The following is an 18,706-nucleotide window of genomic DNA, read 5'->3' as shown; positions in this document are numbered from 1 at the left end:
AATCCAACTGTTCATCTGACAGATGAAGTGGGCATCTTAGAAATAATTGGGCAAAAATAACATTGAGAGTGACTAACAATGCACTGCCCATCTCAGTAGTTTGGGGCTGTAAAAGGAGCCACAGAGCGTGCGAAATTGGAACCTCAGCACAAAAATTATTGCTTCTTATTCAGTGCTAATTGCGGTAATGGCTGGAACAATAGCTTCAGGAATGTACTGGCAGTTGTACTCTAGTCAACGGCAGGCAATCCGTAATCGTCTTTTGGCGATTGTCAGTCTGGCAGTTCCCCAAATCGATAGCGATTATCACGGATTGATTGGTAAACCAAGCGATGTCTACGACGGGCTACGCCTACGCACCTCCGCCTTTTACAAAATCAATCAAGATAGGCTTGTAGCTATTCAAGCAACCAGTAAAGATATTCTGCGTATCTATACGGTACGCGAACAACCAAATAAGAAATTTGTCTATGTCTTAAACTACGACCCTGCCGACCGAGACAAAACTGTATTGACTGGCATGGATTACACAAAGTCATTAAATGATTTGTATGCAGTTGTTGCCCACAATGCACCGTATGTTGAGCAGGAATTTGACCAAACCGCCAATGGTGAAACCATTCTTTACGGCTATGCCCCAATTACCAATCTCCAGGGTCGGGTGAATGGATTCTTGGTGGTTGAATTGGATGCAAGTTCTGTGGTACGCCAGGAATATACGGTAGCCGTATTTGCTTTGGTAAATTTTTTGGCTGTGTTGTTATTAACTGTATTTTTAGTGCGTTGGCTATCGCGATCGCTGGTAGTGCTACCAATTTTACAACTCAATAGCGCCGCCAAGCAATTAGAAACGGGGAATTGGAATGCCACTCTAGCAAGCAACCGCACTGATGAACTTGGAGAACTCTCGGCATCTTTTAATAGTATGGCGAAGCAGTTGCAAACCTCCTTTGCCACCTTAGAACAAAAGGTAGAAGAACGCACACTAGAACTAGCAGAAGCAAAAGAGAAAGCCGATACTGCCAACCTTGCCAAGAGTGAGTTTCTCGCTAACATGAGCCATGAACTGCGAACTCCACTCAATGGCATCCTGGGCTATGCCCAAATTCTCCAAAATGGTGAACCCTTAACAGAACGAGTTAAAAAAGGTATAGATATCATCTATCAGTGCGGCAATCATTTGCTCAATCTGATTAACGATATCCTCGATCTTGCCAAAATCGAAGCCCGGAAGTTGGAATTATATCCTAGCGATGCGAATTTCCCAGCACTTCTCGAAGGCATTGCGGAGATGATGCGCGTGCGTGCTGGTCAAAAAGGAATTCCCTTCACCTATCAACCTGACTCTAATTTACCCGTAGGCATTACAGTCGATGAAAAACGCCTACGCCAAGTGTTGATTAACTTATTAGGCAATGCCATTAAGTTTACTGACGAAGGCGGAGTGACGTTTCGCGTAAAAACTCACAAACTGGAAACTGCAACCTATCAAATTCGCTTTGAGGTGGAAGATACAGGAGTTGGGATATCGCCAACAGGACTCACGAAAATCTTCCAACCCTTTGAACAAGTAGGTGATGTGAAGAAACAAGCAGAAGGTACTGGACTAGGATTAGCAATCAGTCTGCAAATCGTTTCCCTGATGGGTAGCACCCTAAATGTGGACAGCCAGTTGGGAAAAGGTAGCATTTTCTGGTTTGAGGTCAAACTTCCCGAAGCTCAAGAATGGGCAGCAACTTTGCGAACAACTAACCAAGGCAAGATTGTCGGATTTGAAGGTAGTAAGCGCCAAGTGCTGGTAGTCGATGACCGTTGGGAGAATCGCTCGGTTTTGGTGAGTTTACTGGAACCTTGGGGTTTTACAGTGATTGATGTCAGCAATGGTCGAGAAGGATTGGCAAAGGCGCAGGAGATTCATCCTGACTTGATTATTACAGACTTGATGATGCCAGAAATGGATGGTTACGAGATGCTGCGACAGTTGCGACAGATTCCTGAGTTGCAGAATGTTCCAGCGATCGCCTCTTCAGCTAGTGTATTTGAAAGTAACCAGAATGAGAGTATCACAGCCGGAGCCGATGCGTTTTTACCCAAACCTGTAGAAGCCGCAGCGCTGCTGAAGTTGTTGGAAAAATACCTGAATCTGAAATGGATTTATGACCAAAACTCCATTACTGTAGAGCCGATGATAGCCAACTCAGAGGCAATATCTTCATCCACCTCAGATGAGATCATTCCCCCAACCGATCAAGTTTTGTCACAGTTGCACACATTGGCGTTGCAGGGACGTTTGATGGCGATTGAGCAACAGCTAAAAACTTTGGAAAAAGCAGATGAGCAGTACCAACCATTTGTTAAAGCAGTACGTGAGTATGCAGATAATTTCCAAATTGAAAAAATCCGAACATTACTTGAACAGTATCTTCCCAATCTTAAGAGTTAATCCACTAGTTCAGTCTGATAAACCCTTTGTTATCTCATTACCATTTTCGCTATGACGGCATTTTCTGAAAATTCCATTGCATTTAACAATCCTGTTACAAACCCATTTGATAATGGTATTATCCTCATTGTCGATGATGTGCCAAATAACTTGAAGGTGCTTTCAGACACCTTAGCCCAAGCTGGTTTTGAAGTTGCGATCGCCACCAGTGGTGAGGGTGCTTTACAGCAATTGGAACATGCTTCAGTGTCTTTGATTTTACTAGATGTAATGATGCCAGGTATGAATGGCTTTGAAACCTGTCAGTGCATCAAAGCCAATCCGAAAACTCGAAATATTCCGATTATCTTTATCACCGCCCTGTCTGAATCGGTAAATAAAGTCACAGGCTTTGAACTTGGAGCTATTGACTACATCACCAAACCGTTTCAACAAGGTGAAGTTTTAGCACGGGTGCGAACTCACTTAAAGCTTAACCAATTGAGCCAGTCTCTTGAAGCCAGAAATACAGAACTGCAAAAACTTACTGAGCAACTAGAGCAACGAGTTACTGAACGAACCCAAGAATTATTTGCATCGATTGAAACCCTCAAGCAAACTCAACAATTGATGCGGTTAGTATTTGATACTATTCCCCACTGGGTAGGGTGGAAAGATATCAATTCAGTGTTTTTGGGCTGTAATCAAAGCTTGGCTGATGCACTAAACTTAAGTTCGCCTGATGAAATTGTGGGTAAAACCGATTATGACTTACAGACGAGCAAAGAAGAATCCGATTGGTATCGTGTGTGCGATCGCCGCATCATGGAGTCTGGTCAAGCAGAACTCCACCTAATTGAAGAATGGCAACGGGCGGATGGTCAGCAAATTTGGTTGGATACGAGCAAGATGCCTTTACGCGATGCCAAGGGAAATGTCTTCGGCATTTTATTAGTAACAGAAGACATTACCGAACGTCAATTGGCACAAGAAGAACTTAAACAACAAAAACAAAATCTAGAAGAAGCACTAGCAGAACTTCAAGGCACTCAAGTGCAATTGGTGCAAAGTGAAAAAATGTCAGCACTGGGAAACCTTGTCGCGGGGGTGGCACATGAAATTAATAACCCTGTTGGCTTCCTGGGTAGCAATATTCAACCTGCTTTAAATTATATCAAGGATATATTTGGCTTAATTGATTTGTATCAACAGGAATATTCTACTCCCAGTAAAATAATACAAGACGAAATCGAAGTAATTGATCTCGATTACATCCGCGAAGACTTACCGAAGTTAGTGGGTTCTATGCAAGAAGGGGTGAAGCGAATTCGGGATATTAGTACTTCTTTACGAACCTTCTCTCGTGCTGATAGCGATCGCCCCATCGCTTGTAACATTCATGATGGCATCGACAGCACCATTTTGATTCTCAAACATCGTCTCAAACCTTCGGAAACTCACCCAGAAATTCAAGTTATCAAAGAATATGGTCAGCTGCCATTAGTAGAATGCTTTGCTGGGCAGTTGAATCAGGTGTTTATGAATATTCTGGCTAATGCTATTGATGCTTTGGAAGAGTCAAATATTGGACGTAGTTTTGAAGAGATAAAAACTAATCCCAATTGTATCACAATTTTTACTAAAATTAGTGATTGTAAACAACAAATAAATATTAAGATTAAAGATAATGGTAAGGGGATGAATGAACAAATAAAATCAAAAATATTTGACCATTTATTTACGACAAAAGCCGTTGGAAAAGGCACAGGTTTAGGGTTAGCGATCGCTCGTCAAATTATCGAAGAAACCCACGGCGGAAAACTGAGTTTTGACTCTGTTGTGGGTAAGGGTACAGAATTTATCATTGAAATTCCGGTATAGTTTTTAGCTATTTGTGTTAAACAACTTCAGATATCTGGGAATACTAAATCTGAAAATCGTTAGGATGAGCGCAATATGGTTAGCACTCTAGTCAGTATTCCTGGATATCGCATCAATGAAGAACTCTACAATGGTTCCAGAACCCTAGTTTATCGAGGGGATCGAGAAACCGACTCATTACCCGTAGTGATTAAACTGCTGAAAAATCCATATCCGGGTTTCAGCGAACTCTTGTCGTTTCGCAATCAGTACACCATTGCTAAAAATCTCAACTCACCGCTAATCATCCAAACCTACAGCCTGGAGGCGTATCAAAATGGCTATGCATTGGTGATGGAAGATTTTGGCGGGATTTCTCTAAAAGAGTGGGGAGTGGGGGAAAGTGTAGAATCTCTGATGGAGTTTTTAGAAATAGCGATCGCACTGTGCAATGCCTTAGATATATTGTACCAGAATTGTACTATTCATAAAGACATCAAACCCGCGAATATTTTAATTAATCCGGAAACAAAACAAGTTAAATTAATTGACTTTAGTATTGCATCTCTGCTAGCACGAGAAACTCAAGAAATCCAAAATGCCAACACCCTAGAAGGAACTCTGTCCTATCTTTCACCAGAGCAAACTGGAAGGATGAATCGGTGTATTGACTATCGGAGTGACTTCTACTCATTAGGTGTCACATTTTACGAACTACTTACAGGACAATTACCATTTATCTCCAACGATCCAATGGAATTGGTGCATTGTCATCTTGCCAAAACCCCTACTTTAGTACATCAGATAATTCCGGAAATTCCGTTACTTTTATCGGAAATCATCAGCAAATTGATGGCGAAAAATGCCGAGGCTCGCTATCAGAGTGCATTAGGAATAAAGCATGATTTAGAGATTTGTCTTAATCAATTAAAAGCCACTGGAAAGATTGAATATTTTGCAATTGGAGAGCGAGATATTAGCGATCGCTTTACCATACCGGAAAAATTATATGGTCGACAAAAGGAAGTCAATGAACTACTAGAAGCATTTGATAGAGTATCCAAAGGAAACAGCGAAATGGTATTGATTGCCGGGTTTTCTGGCATTGGTAAAACTGTGGTAGTTAATGAAGTTCACAAACCTATAGTCAAACAACGGGGATATTTTATTAAAGGGAAATTTGACCAGTTTAATCGCAACATTCCTTTTTCAGCATTTGTCCAAGCATTCCGAGATTTAATGGGACAATTGATCGCAGAAAGTGATGTCCAAATCCAGCAATGGAAAAGTCAAATTATTCAAGCGTTAGGTGAAAACGGACAGGTAATTATTGATGTCATTCCCGAATTAGAACGGATTATTGGTACTCAACCACCCGCAACAGAATTATTTGGTATTGCTGCACAAAATAGATTTAATTTATTATTCCAAAAATTCCTGCAATTATTTACTCAAAAGCCACATCCCTTAGTGATATTTTTGGATGATTTACAATGGGCTGATTCGGCTTCATTGAAACTTATTCAATTATTAATGAGTGATGCGAATCAAGGATATTTATTATTAATCGGGGCATATCGGGATAATGAAGTATCACCTGCACATCCTTTGATATTGACATTGGATGCAATTAGGAAAGCAGCGGCAATTGTAAATACAATTACCTTACAACCTCTTAGTCAATTAAAATTGAATCAACTTGTAGCTGACACGTTAAAATGTACGGAGAACTTGGCGTTTTTTCTATCAGAATTGATTCAGCGAAAAACTCAAGGTAATCCTTTTTTTGCAACGCAGCTTCTCAAGTCATTGCATCAAGATAAACTGATTGAATTCGACTTTTCAGAGGGATGCTGGCAATGTGATATTTCCCAAATAAATCAGCAAACACTCACCTCAGATGTGATTGAGTTTATGGTCTTTCAATTACGAAGATTACCAGAATCTACTCAACAGGTATTAAAGCTGGCAGCTTGTATTGGTAATCAGTTTGATTTGCAAACATTAGCGATTGTTTGCCAATTATCTGAGGTAGAAGCGGCTGCTTGTTTGTGGAAGGCTTTACAGTCAGATTTGATTTTGCCTCAAAGTGATGTTTATAAGTTTTATCAAGATAGTGGCGAAGAAACTCAAATTATAATTAGCGATCGCTCCATAGCTAAGTATAAATTTCTGCATGATCGCGTTCAACAGGCTGCTTATTCTTTGATTCTTGACGACCAAAAAAAAGCGACTCATTATCAAATCGGGCAACTACTTTTACAACAAATTTCCCCAGAAGCTAGAGTTGACCGGATTTTTGAAATAGTCAATCAATTAAATTACGGAACTGCTTTAATTACCCAACCCAAAGAACGAGAAGAATTAGCAAGACTCAATCTGATTGCTTGTCGCAAAGCCAAAAATGCCACTGCCTATCAAGCGGGTCGTGAATATGCCAGCACTGGATTATCCTTGTTGGGGGAAAACGCTTGGCAGCAACAATATGAAATGACGCTATCCTTCCATGACGAGGCGGCAGAATTGGCAATGCTGTGCGGTGACTTTGAGGCGATCGAGCAGGTGATCGAAACTGTCATCGCTCAGTCCCACTCTTTACTGGAACAGATCAATGTTTACCGAATAAAAATTCAAGTCAAGGCCTCTGAGAATAAACTGATTGAAGCGATTGCGATCGGCATCCAGCTCCTACAACAGTTGGGTGTCACCTTGACCGAATCACCTACACCAGCCGATATTCAACAGTCAATCCAAGAGATTAGCGAACTGATTGGCGACAGGGAAATTGAAGACTTTGTTCACCTGCCGATGATGACCGATGCCAACACAATTGCTATTGTCCAGATTGCCACCAGCCTCCTGCCAGCGGTTTCCAGCTGTGGCTCTCCCTTGTTCCCATTACTGACTGCCTTGTCAGTCAAACTGTCTTTGCAGCACGGAAACATCGCGTTTTCTGCTTTTAATTATGCTTGCTATAGCTGCTTTGTCTGTAATCTCTTGCAAAATGTGGATTTAGCCGTCCAGTTTAGTCAGTTGGCGTTGAATGTCGTTTCCAAGCTGAATGCTAAATCGATTAAACCTGAAGTATCAGTAGCGCTGGGAGCGATCATCATCCACCGCAAAGCTCATCTCAAAGAAACATTACCACTCTTGAGGGAGAGCTACACGACCGCTTTAGAAGTCGGAAACTTGACATTCGGCGGATATAGTGGCCACAGTTTTTGTCTAAATGCTTTTTGGTGCGGTCAGCCCCTTGCCACCTTAGAGCAGGAGACGCGCACCTACTACAATGGCTTGGTGCAACTGAAGCAATTATCAAGCGCCAATTACTGCCAACTTTATTGGCAACCTGTTTTAAATTTACTGGGTTTGGCAGAGCATCCCACCACTTTGTCTGGTTTAGCTCTCCAGGAGACAGAATTTCTACCCCGGTTGCGGTCTGCTAATGACCTATTTGGGTTGTATCACTTCTATCTGTATAAGCTGACCCTTTGCTTCTTGTTTGGGGAAGTGGAGCCAGCGAACAATTATGCAGTTGAGGGCAGAAACTATTTAATGGCGGCTACGGGACAAGTCAGCAACTCTGCATTTTATTTCTATGATTCTCTGATTGCTCTAGCACAGTTAAATCAACCGTCAGGCGAGGGTTCAACCGCTTTAGATCGGGTGGCACAAAACCAAACCCAGTTACAGCACTGGGCGCACCATGCCCCGATGAATTACCAACATAAGGTTGATTTAGTAGAAGCCGAAAAATGTCGAGTGTTAGGACAAAAAGCCGAAGCCATTGAGTTTTATGATAAGGCAATATCTGGAGCCAAAGCCAACGAATATATCCAAGAAGAAGCCTTAGCTAACGAACTGGCTGCTAAATTCTACCTCGATTGGGGTAAAGAAAAAGTTGCCTCCGGCTATATGCAAGAAGCCTACTATTGCTACGCCCGTTGGGGAGCCAAAGCCAAGGTGAATCACCTAGAAAAAACCTATCCTCAGCTACTGCAACTAATCCTGCAACAGCAACTCATCAACCTCAACCCAAGAGAAACCCTCGCCTTTCGTGGAACTTCCTCATCCACTCGCACTTCGACCACAGGTAGCACCAGTATTTCCGATGCCCTAGATTTTACAAGCGTACTCAAAGCTGCTCAAACTATTTCTAGTAGCATCGAATTAGATGAACTAATCGCCAGTCTCACCCAAATTATCCTGGAAAATTCCGGTGCCAAAAAATCTGCATTAATTCTTCCCGAAAATGACATTTGGGAAGTTAAAGCAATTACCTTTATTAATAATCCGAACGCTCAAATACAAACCATCCTTGAACCACAATTATTAGACACTTGTCAAGATATCCCCAGAAAAATTATTAACTATGTCAAAAATACCCAAGAAACAATTGTCATAGATAATTGCCAAACCGAAATCAGGGGGTTGATTGGGGAATATATGCACTCATATCAACCCCAGAGTGTATTATGTACACCAATTATTAATCAAGGGCATTTAGTGGGGATTTTATATCTGGAAAACCAAATCACTTCTGGAGTATTTACCCAGGAACGATTGCAAGTAATTAACTTACTTTCTTCCCAAGCAGCAATTTCTCTAGAAAATGCCAGACTTTATCAAAAAGCCGGGCAAGCATTACTTGATTTACAACAGGCACAATTACAAATTGTTCAAAGTGAAAAAATGTCAGCTTTGGGTAACTTAGTTGCTGGTGTCGCTCATGAAATGAATAATCCTCTCGGTTTTATTGCTGCTACTTTAAAACTTGCTCAACCTACCGTCGCAGATATTAGCGAACACCTGAAGCTCTATCAAGAAACTCTACCAAATCCAGGCGAGGAAATCATTGACCATGCCGAAGAAATTGACTTAGACTATAGCTTATCAGACTTGCCCAAGATGATTGATTCCATGACTATGGCCTGCGACAGGCTGAAAAATATCAGCACCAGTCTCCGCACTTTCTCCCGCGCTGACAAAGATTACAAAGTACCATTTAACATCCATGAAGGCATTGATAGCACGATTTTAATTCTCAAACATCGTCTCAAAGCTAACGAACAACGTCCAGCCATTGAAGTGATAACTGAGTATGGCAATTTGCCTCAGATTGAATGTTTTCCTGGTCAATTAAATCAGGTATTTATGAATATTCTGGCAAATGCTATTGATGCTTTAGATGAATCAAATACGGGACGAAGTTTTGATGAAATTAAAGCCTATCCCAACCAAATTACAATTACAACTTCAAAAGAAAATAATCAGATCAAAATTGCCATTGCTGATAATGGTCAGGGGATGAATGAATCAGTCAAACAAAAGATTTTTGACCATTTATTTACGACAAAAGCTGTCGGTAAAGGCACTGGTTTAGGATTGGCGATCGCTCATCAAATTGTTGTGGAAAAACACGGGGGTTCAATACACTGCAACTCCTCTCCAGGAAAAGGTACAGAATTTGTGATTGCAATTCCAGTGCGGCAATGAAGAGTGCTGAGTAGACCAACTCTAGCTAAGAAGATTCTGCCACCCCACTTGCTGATGGGCGCGTAGCGTTCACGCAGGAAAGGCATCTTGGCGGTTCGATAAATTAAGCTTTTGAGCAATTTTTGCGTAAGTCCTGCCTGATTCAGGACTGGCTCAACCCTAGCTATCCGCAAACAGCACTATTGTGCTGTCGTTACGAACCTTCTCACGCATAGATGAAGCCGAGTTTAAAGCAGTAGATATTCACGAAAGCATCGACAGTACCCTAATGGTATTGCAACATCGCTTTCAAGAAACAACAAAGCTTGCAGCCATTCAAGTCATCAAAGACTACGGCACATTAGCACATTACCTTTAGTGGAATGCTATGGCGGAGAACTCAATCAGGTGTTTATGAATATATTGGCGAATGCCATTGATGCTTTAGAAGAATGGACAATTGAGAATGCACAATTAAGAATAGACAATTTAACATTTGGGTTGTTAACTCCCACGATCGCCATTCGTACCTCAGTGATAGATTCCGGTTGGGTAAAAATTGCGATCGCTGATAATGGAATAGGTATGTCAGAACAGATTCAAAAACAAGTTTTTAATCCCTTTTTCATTAACAAGCCTGTGGGTAAGGTAACAGGTATGGGAATGTTTATCAGTTATCAAATCATTACAGAAACACATGGTGGCAAACTGGAGTGTCATTCAACACCAGCAGCAAAACAGAGTTTGTAATTACAATTCCAATTCAGCATTGACCGAACAAGGCAAAAGTAAAAAATAAAGAATGGTTGTCAGCCTCTAAATTTATTTATCAGGATTATCTTTTTACTTTTTAAGCACGAAGTTGTACTGCTTTGCCACCGCTTTGTATGACCATTGACTTTTGACTTTTGACTTTTGACTTCCCCAAAGGGGTTGACTATTGACTAATAGCTAAACAATCAGTTTCTGCCCACCAGGCGTAAATAGGTGTGTCGCGGTCTGGTAAAGTACCAAAAATATTAGGTTGCAACACATTAATGCTAATGCCATTTGTTAATTCCATAACATAATTAACGTGTGTGCCCAAATACATAACGTTGACAAGCCGTCCTTCAAAGCAGTTAACTGGCAAATTAGGTGGATACAGCGAAAGCTGTATTTTTTCTGGACGCACACTCACTACTACAGCTTGTGATAATTCAGTTGGTGTATCTTCAGCGCGGCTAATAACAATTGAGAGTCCCATTTTTGTTGAAATTTTAATATTAGAGGAGTCTACCGCGACTATTTCACCACTGAATAAATTAGTATCACCAATAAAATCAGCAACAAAGGATGTACAGGGACGTTCGTAAATTTGGCTGGGAGTGCCAACTTGTTCAATTTTGCCTTGATTCATTACAGCAATGCGATCGCTCAAAGACAATGCTTCTTCTTGGTCGTGTGTCACCATCACAAAGGTTAACCCCAAGTCTTTGTGTAAATTTGATAACTCAACCTGCATTTCCTTACGTAGTTTTAAATCTAACGCCCCTAAAGGTTCATCCAGTAGTACGACGGTGGGACGGTTGACTAAAGCCCTTGCTAAAGCAACTCGCTGCTGTTGACCACCAGAAAGTTGACTGGGAAAGCGCGATCGCAAACTTTCCATTTTCACGAGTTTTAAAGCTTCTTGAACTCTAGCTTCAATTTTAGATTTGGGTATTTTTTTTAACCGCAGTCCGAAAGCGATGTTATTCCAGACATTCAGGTGGTTAAATAGAGCGTAACTTTGAAATACAGTATTGACGGGTCGGCGGTAAGGAGGCACATTAGTCATGGACTGACCCTGAATAAACACCTTACCAGCGTCAGCAATTTCAAACCCAGCAATTAAGCGCAGTGTTGTTGTTTTACCACAACCGGAGGGGCCTAAAATACTAAAAAATTCTCCTTGTCTAACATCCAAGTCAATTCCATTTACTGCTGGTTCTTGGTTAAAAAACTTGAAGACGTTACGCAGTTCAACATCAAGTGGCTGAAAACTTGTTATCCCCCTCTGATTTTGCATGACAATTTGAGCCATAATCCTCAGTAGAATGCCGTGATTTTACGTTATTTTGTCAATTGCTCTAGTCTTTTGGGCAGACTATGTTTGACACTTTGGTTTATTGTATCCGCCAAAAACAATTGTTCAAGAATATACTCGCCCGATTCTTTTATACTCAGTACTGACAAGGAGATTATAGTAAATTTATATACTAATTTTACTAATTAGATATTCTTTGATTGAGTTAATATGCATTAAAATTGCATATTACCAATTGCTAAAAGGCTGGCTAGAATTGCGTTTAGTCATTTTGAATTTTGAATTTTGAATTAATACTTATGTCTTTATTCCCATCAATTGGCGGCAAAAAAGATACACGTACAGTTGGACGTGGTTTCCAATCAATATTTTTAATCGGATTTACCCTATTAATGACCACTGGGATTGAGGCTCGTTTGGCTTACTTGCAAATATTTGAAGGGCCAAAACTCCGGGAACGAGCCGAAGCAAACCGAATTCGGATGATTCCCAAACAACCAGAACGGGGCAATATTTTTGACCGGAATGGCAAACTTTTAGCCAGTACTCGCTATCCTAGCTCTGTATACTTATGGCCGATGGCACATACTAAGCCTTCCTGGTCTGTAGTCGGCCCGCGTCTAGCGCAAATTCTCAACATTCCCCAAGATGAGATGGAAAAGAAATTAGAACAAGCAGGTGCTAATTCTTCTTCACTCATCCGGGTTGCTCGCGATTTAAATGAAGCAGAAATCACGGCATTAAAGGAGTATAAAAATGAACTTCCAGAAGTGGAAATAAATACAGATTCTGTACGTTATTACCCCCACGGCAAGGAATTAGCGCACGTACTAGGTTATACGCGAGAGTTGACCGCCGACCAGTTAAAAGGCAAGAAGGAGGAAGGCTACCGATTGGGAGATGTAATCGGTCAAATGGGCGTGGAAAAGGCTTATGAGAAAGCTCTACGAGGCGAATGGGGCGGTCAGCAAGTGGAAGTGGATGGTGCGGGTAGACCAATCCGGGTTATTGGAGAGAAACAGGCAAAAGCTGGTAACGATTTGCACCTGACCATAGATTTGGATGTGCAAAAGGCAGCCCAAAAAGCTTTGGGAAATCACCGAGGTGCGATCGCAGCACTCGATCCGAATAATGGTGCTGTTTTAGCGTTGGTATCTTATCCCACTTTTGATCCGAATATCTTCTCTAAACAAAAACTCTCCCAGAAAGATTGGGAAAGCGTGCAAGGTAAAGATCATCCCTTGGTTAATCGTGCCTTGAGTGCCTTTCCACCCGCCAGTACTTTCAAAATTGTCACTACAACAGCTGGACTGGAATCAGGTGAATTTTCTCCTGACTCAATACTACAAACCTTTGGTTCTCTTACCGTGGGTGGGGTGACATTTGGTGAGTGGAACCACGCCGGATTCGGGCCATTGGGATTTCCGAAAGCGATCGCTATGAGTAGTGATACTTTCTTCTATCAAGTTGGCAGAAAAGTTGGCGGCCCAACTTTAATCAAATGGAGTCGCAAATACGGGTTTGGTCAAAGAACTGGTATTGAATTTCGTGATGAAGAATCAATAGGCTTAGTTCCAGATGAAACATGGAAGCAGAAAGCTTGGAAAATGCCTTGGACTGTTGGCGACACCATTAATATGTCAATTGGTCAAGGCGCTTTGCAAGTGACACCTCTGCAATCGGCGATTATGTTTTCTGTCCCTGCTAATGGCGGATATCGAGTTCAGCCGCATTTGCTTAAAGATAACGAAGAAGCAAAAAGTTGGCGAGAATCCTTAAATATGAAGCCGACAACTATCAAAGTTCTCCGCGACGGACTGCGGAAGGTGGTGAGTGAGGGTACTGGTAAGCGCTTGGACGTACCGACAATTGCTCCAGCGTCTGGGAAGAGTGGCACTGCTGAAGCTGGTGTTGGTCGCCCAAATCATACATGGTTTGGTGCTTATGCGCCCAGTAATAAGCCAGAAATTGTGGTTGTGGCCTTTGGGGAAAATACTGGCGAACATGGCGGTACTATTTGCGGGCCGATGGTTTTACAAGTACTAGAAGCTTATTTTCAGCACAAATATCCAGGTAAGTATCAAAAACCTCAGCCTGACCCATCAGAAGCTAAAACTCAAAGTTCAGGACATGGCACTGGAGACTAGAAGGAGGCAGGAGGCAGAAGGTTGGAAATCGTGATTGACGACTATATTCGAGCCATAATGACTCAAAACCAGATTCCTGGACTTTCTGTTGCAGTAGTACAGGAAGGTGAACCTGTTTTAGTTCAGGGCTATGGACTGGCGAATGTTGAACACTCTGTTCCAGCGACTGAACATACAGTTTATGAAATTGCCTCTGTCGGTAAAACTTTTACCGCTACAGCCATAATGATATTCGTGGAACAAGGGATAATTTCGCTAGAAGATGCGATCGCAAACTATCTCGATTGTCTACCCCTAACATGGCAAAATGTCACAATCGGGCATATTTTGTCTCATCAGTCTGGAATTCCCAGCTATACCGATGCCCCAAACTACTGGGAAATTACCCATCTTAATTTATCGAAATCTGAAATTTTGGCTCTAGTTACTCACTTACCCCTCAAGTTCCAACCGGGTGAGTTTAGCGCCTATGATAACACAGGCTACTATCTATTGGGTTTGATCCTAAAAAAGGTAACTGGACAATCTTATGGAGATTTGTTAAAAGAGCGCATTTTTGCTCCTTTGGGAATGAATGCAACCGTGATGAATAATCCCAGTGACATAGTGCCACACCGGTCTGCTGGCTATCGCTGGCTAAACAGCAAGCTTGTTAACAAACCTTATTACAGTCCCTCAGTCACCTATTCTGCTGGAGGTCAACTTTCCAGCGTAGAAGATATGGTGAAGTGGGAAAAAGCGCTTTGTGGTGCAACTTTGCTAAAGCAATCAACCCTGGATTTGATGTGGACTCCTCATCCTCCAAATCAGGGTGATGATTGGGAAAAGTTAAGATATGTTGCAGGTTTAGGTTGGTGGGTATTTAATTATGGCGATCGCCGAGTAGTTGGTCATAATGGTTCGATATTAGGATTTGCAAGTAACATTACCCGCTTTATTGATGACAAAATTACCGTGATTTTACTTTGCAATCTAGATAAAATTTCCCGACCAGATGCGATCGCTAAGAGAATTGCTGAATACTACTGTCCAGTTCTTACAGAACTAGTTCTTCAGCCTCCATTAGCACAAAGAGAGTAAAACTAATTACTCCTGACCGAATTATTTTGACTGCTGTCTTTTATGGCGATATCTTAGCGGGTTTCAAGTTTCTGGCTTTGTAAAACATTTCCAAACTATTGCGATCGCCTACAAAACGCCAGTGCCAAGGCTCATAACTCACACCTTGAACATTATCTTTAGGAAAAGACATTTCAAAGCTGAAACGTGCTGCATTTGCTTGCAGCCACCGATAAGCCTTGGTATTGTCAAAGTTAGTTTGAAGATTAGTTGCTGGTACTGCTCCGTCTCCAACATCCACAGCATAACCTGTGTGATGTTCGCTATGACCAGGAGGAGCGCTGAGGGCAGCTCGTTCTGCTGGCGTTTGATTTCGTTGGGCACCGACAGCAAAAAACAATTGCTCTTGGTCTTTGACTGAGCGAAAGCCAGAAATTGGTACTAAAATTACACCTGAACTCCGCGCTGCTGCTACCATCTCCTCAAACTTTTGGGCAGCAGCTTTTCGCATTCTAATGCCCCTATTTGCGGAGATGGTTACTAGTTCTGACTCAGGGGCTTCTGGGTATGGAAAATGCCCTAATACAGTATCGCTGGAATTATTAGATGCTGTTGGAGTTGTAGGAGTAGAAGTAGCTGGTAAAAGTTGAGAATCGGCAGTTTTTTTGGATGCTGTGACGAAAAACAAAAAACCGCTAATTAAAGCCAGCAAGACAAATCCTGTAATTCCCCCAATAAGGATAATTCGGGGTTGCAACCAAATTTTAGGTGCTGCAACAGGGGTATCGCGTACAGCCACTGGAATATCATCGCCAAGGTCATTCGATGAGTTTTGCGGTTTTCCAGAAAAGCCTGCCTTATTCAAGGGTAAACTCCTGTTTTTGTGGAATAGCCATAACAGATTTTTCACTGGACAAAAGTAGACGTAACAGGTAGCATTTTACATCTGTGGTTCTTAGGCGCAACCTTGACAAACCTTTTAGAACTATACGTCAAGCTAGGAGGATTAGTCCTGGTAGGTTTTATTCTGGGACGCAAACTACCTGTAACAGTTCCTACACGTTTAGGACGGTTTCTTTTTTGGGTGGGAGTACCCATAAGCATAGTATCGTTTTTGCGTCAATCTAGCTTGTCGGGGCAAATTTGGATTGCACCTGCGTAGGCGCAGCCCGTCGTAGACATCGCTTACTTAGCCATTTTTCTAGGAGCATTTTTAGCTTACTTAGGGATTAAAGCACAAGCCTATTTTAGAAATACCGTCCCCCAATCACCAACTCAGGCTAGCTTGATATTAGCAGCAATGTTGGGTAATACTGGTTATCTTGGCTTTCCGATTACCTTAGCAATGGTAGGCAAGGAATACTTTGCTTGGGCGTTATTTTACAATTTGCTAGGTTCATTCCCAGGAGCTTATGGCTTGGGTGTGTTACTAGCAGCGCGTTTTGGCGGTGGTATCCATAATCATTGGCAGATTGCTAGTCCTATCTTAATTAATCCTGCGCTGTGGGGTTTCGGATTTGGCTTGCTGTTTCGGCAGGTGACAATTCCCACAGTCGTGGAATTTTGCCTGGATAAATTTGCTTGGAGTAGTGTAGCTTTATCGCTGGTATTAATTGGAATGCTACTGGCGCTGCTCAAATCTTGGCGTAGCCTACCACAAGTAGGGATGAGCTTGGGAATCAAAATGCTGCTAGTTCCCTTGATATTGGGCAGCATCTTACCCTTGTTTGGATTAACTGGGGCGATCGCAAAGATAATCGTGCTACAAGCAGCTATGCCTCCAGCTTTCGCCACACTGGTAATTGCTGAGACATTCAATCTCGATCGCGATTTGGCAGTTACTGCCTTAGCTGCTGGGGCTATAGTATTGTTGGTTACTCTCCCAGTTTGGCTGTGGCTGTTTTGATTTTGGATTTATGCACTGTGACGCGATCGCATTTATAAATTCAGTCAATATTAATTCAGTTACAGGGGTATGTTTAGGTGGCTTTGGAAATGATTTCAGAGTAAGGGCAATTAAGTGTCAAGTCTGACTGTTATTTGACCCTTCTGAGCCTTATTTTTGGGTGTTTTGGCACTGTTTAAATTATAATGCTTAAACCATACTCAAAATGAGTAAATTAGTCATTATATAACTAGTTTAGAAGCATTACGCACCCTGTACTGGATGTTGCCCATAATATGGTAAAGCCTCTGACCAATTAGGACACTTACCCTCTTGCCAATCGAGATTAGCTAGTTCCAAAATACTTGTCACCGTTGCTGCTAGCCCAGATTGAGCTTGAATCAACTGATAATTAGTGTTCCAATTCGCTAAAGTTTCCTGCCATGCTTCTGGTGTCAACACTCTATCTGACAAACACACTTTTAATTTAGAAGTATCTGGCTCAAACTGATAAATAGCAGCAAAAATTTGACCTCGTTGTGCTGGCATTTCCACAGCAATAGTTTTTATATTTTGACTTTTGCCTGCTTCTGACCAAGCTACGGCAGCCAAAGTTGAAATCGCAAATACAGGAATCTCTAACTGTTGCCCTAAAGTACGAGCAGTAACAACGCCAATCCGAGTTCCAGTAAAACCGCCGGGGCCTTTTGCAACTGCAATAAAGGATAAATCTGCCCAAGTTTGCGGTTTGATAAATTCAATTAAATATTGATGAACTAAACTAGATAAATCACGCCCTAAATTCCAAATTTGAGAGCGAGTCTCGCCTGCAAAATTACTAATTGCTAGACCTAATTCGGGAGTGGTGGTATGCAATGCTAAAGCGTATTTTTTGGTTGTGAGGTGTTTTAGTTCTATTGTCAAAGTTATTTAAAATATCTATTTTTATAGAGTTAACGTAATTTATTCAAGCATATAACATAGCAGTTCTTAATTAAATCGATTACACTTCTTTTCTTATGTTATGGACAGAATTATTAGGGTAAACGTTTTGCTGTTTCAACAAAATCAGAACGCGTAGGCGTAGCCCGCCGCAGGCATCGCAAATGTTCGCTTGCTATTCACTTTATCTGTGCAATCCTTGCTAAGATGGGGGATTTTGATAACCGCCTTGCTGTCTCAATAGATAGTCCAAAACTCGGTCAATTCGCTCCAAGGCAGCACCAGTAGTGAGTTGAAACTCCTGAAACTGAGATTTTTGTTCCTCAAAGTTTCGGTCAAGCTTTAGCATAAGTGCTTCTAATCGCTCAGTTCGTGCCTTTGTTTGCTCTATCTCACTGCCTGTCTTTGTAAATAGACGTTGTGTGTGAGTGATAAAACTATCAACCTTATCAGAAAGTTGGTCAACCTTTCCCCCTACTTGGTCAACACGTGCCCCTAGTTGATCGAGGTGAGATTGAGTAAGGTCTTGTTTTATGGTCAACTCATTAAGGTGAGATTGAGTAAGGTCTTGTTTTATGGTCAACTCATTAAGGTGAGATTGAGTAAGGTCTTGTTTTATGGTCAACTCATCAAGCCGCCTGTTTGCTGATTCTGCGTAGCTAGCAGTAGACACTAGCAATCGCTTAACAGTTTCAAGTTCATCTTCTACATGGTCTAGTCGTTGTGTGTTGATCATGCTGTTGTCTTTTGGCTGGCTTTTTTATTTTCTGCGATCGCTTGAGTGACAATAACTTTTGTTAGTTATGGGACGCTTAAAAATTCTTTTGCCGCCCATCGTTCTAAGTACT

At 41.7% G+C, this 18,706-nt stretch carries 9 protein-coding genes and 2 pseudogenes; 7 read left to right on the top strand and 4 right to left on the bottom strand.

Going from position 1 to position 18,706, the window contains the following annotated elements:
- Nucleotides 1-127: 127 nt before the first annotated feature.
- The 4 genes and pseudogenes from ACFE93_RS16195 to ACFE93_RS16180 form a co-directional block, all read left to right on the top strand.
- The gene (locus ACFE93_RS16195) at nt 128-2,443 is read left to right on the top strand and encodes an ATP-binding protein (protein ID WP_375474254.1); all 2,316 of its coding nucleotides are present in this window, start codon (nt 128-130) and stop codon (nt 2,441-2,443) included.
- A 51-nt stretch (nt 2,444-2,494) separates the two neighbouring features.
- Nucleotides 2,495-4,303, top strand: a complete 1,809-nt coding sequence (locus tag ACFE93_RS16190) for a response regulator (protein ID WP_375474253.1) — start codon at nt 2,495-2,497, stop codon at nt 4,301-4,303.
- Nucleotides 4,304-4,378: 75 nt separating this feature from the next.
- Nucleotides 4,379-9,778, top strand: a complete 5,400-nt coding sequence (locus ACFE93_RS16185; protein WP_375474252.1) for an AAA family ATPase — start codon at nt 4,379-4,381, stop codon at nt 9,776-9,778.
- Between the two features lie 181 nt (nt 9,779-9,959).
- Nucleotides 9,960-10,530: pseudogene (locus ACFE93_RS16180) on the top strand (sensor histidine kinase); the annotation flags it as partial.
- A gap of 164 nt (nt 10,531-10,694) precedes the next feature.
- Here the strand turns inward: ACFE93_RS16180 and ACFE93_RS16175 are convergent.
- The gene (locus tag ACFE93_RS16175; protein WP_375474251.1) at nt 10,695-11,822 is read right to left on the bottom strand and encodes an ABC transporter ATP-binding protein; all 1,128 of its coding nucleotides are present in this window, start codon (nt 11,820-11,822) and stop codon (nt 10,695-10,697) included.
- Nucleotides 11,823-12,124: 302 nt separating this feature from the next.
- Between ACFE93_RS16175 and mrdA the strand changes: the two genes are divergently transcribed.
- Together mrdA and ACFE93_RS16165 are read left to right on the top strand one after the other, a co-directional pair.
- Complete coding sequence (mrdA, locus tag ACFE93_RS16170; protein WP_375474250.1) at nt 12,125-13,972, top strand: penicillin-binding protein 2; 1,848 nt, start codon at nt 12,125-12,127, stop codon at nt 13,970-13,972.
- 30 nt (nt 13,973-14,002) lie between these two features.
- Nucleotides 14,003-15,052, top strand: coding sequence for a serine hydrolase domain-containing protein (locus ACFE93_RS16165; protein ID WP_375474249.1), 1,050 nt, complete (start codon nt 14,003-14,005; stop codon nt 15,050-15,052).
- A 40-nt stretch (nt 15,053-15,092) separates the two neighbouring features.
- On the opposite strand, the gene ACFE93_RS16160 is transcribed toward ACFE93_RS16165, so the two are convergent.
- Entirely contained in the window at nt 15,093-15,896 is an 804-nt protein-coding gene (locus ACFE93_RS16160; protein WP_375474248.1) for a D-alanyl-D-alanine carboxypeptidase family protein, read from the bottom strand.
- Nucleotides 15,897-15,998: 102 nt separating this feature from the next.
- Between ACFE93_RS16160 and ACFE93_RS16155 the strand changes: the two are divergent.
- A pseudogene (locus tag ACFE93_RS16155) lies at nt 15,999-16,937 on the top strand (AEC family transporter).
- 243 nt (nt 16,938-17,180) lie between these two features.
- Here ACFE93_RS16155 and tsaB read toward each other — a convergent pair.
- Together tsaB and ACFE93_RS16145 are read right to left on the bottom strand one after the other, a co-directional pair.
- The gene (gene tsaB, locus ACFE93_RS16150; protein ID WP_375474247.1) at nt 17,181-17,840 is read right to left on the bottom strand and encodes a tRNA (adenosine(37)-N6)-threonylcarbamoyltransferase complex dimerization subunit type 1 TsaB; all 660 of its coding nucleotides are present in this window, start codon (nt 17,838-17,840) and stop codon (nt 17,181-17,183) included.
- A 220-nt stretch (nt 17,841-18,060) separates the two neighbouring features.
- Nucleotides 18,061-18,594: a 6-aminohexanoate hydrolase gene (locus tag ACFE93_RS16145; protein WP_375474246.1), complete on the bottom strand. Its 534-nt coding sequence runs from the start codon at nt 18,592-18,594 to the stop codon at nt 18,061-18,063.
- Nucleotides 18,595-18,706: the final 112 nt, after the last annotated feature.

The organism is uncultured Nostoc sp. (assembly GCF_964247315.1).
Taxonomy (GTDB): Bacteria; Cyanobacteriota; Cyanobacteriia; order Cyanobacteriales; family Nostocaceae; genus Nostoc.
This window is presented reverse-complemented; position numbering and strand designations above follow the sequence as displayed.

Coding starts and splice junctions, on each gene's coding strand:
- ACFE93_RS16190 (WP_375474253.1), top strand. CDS start 2,495: ATGACGGCATTTTCTGAAAATTCCATTGCATTTAACAATCCTGTTACA.
- ACFE93_RS16185 (WP_375474252.1), top strand. CDS start 4,379: ATGGTTAGCACTCTAGTCAGTATTCCTGGATATCGCATCAATGAAGAA.
- ACFE93_RS16175 (WP_375474251.1), bottom strand. CDS start 11,822: ATGGCTCAAATTGTCATGCAAAATCAGAGGGGGATAACAAGTTTTCAG.
- mrdA (WP_375474250.1), top strand. CDS start 12,125: ATGTCTTTATTCCCATCAATTGGCGGCAAAAAAGATACACGTACAGTT.
- ACFE93_RS16145 (WP_375474246.1), bottom strand. CDS start 18,594: ATGATCAACACACAACGACTAGACCATGTAGAAGATGAACTTGAAACT.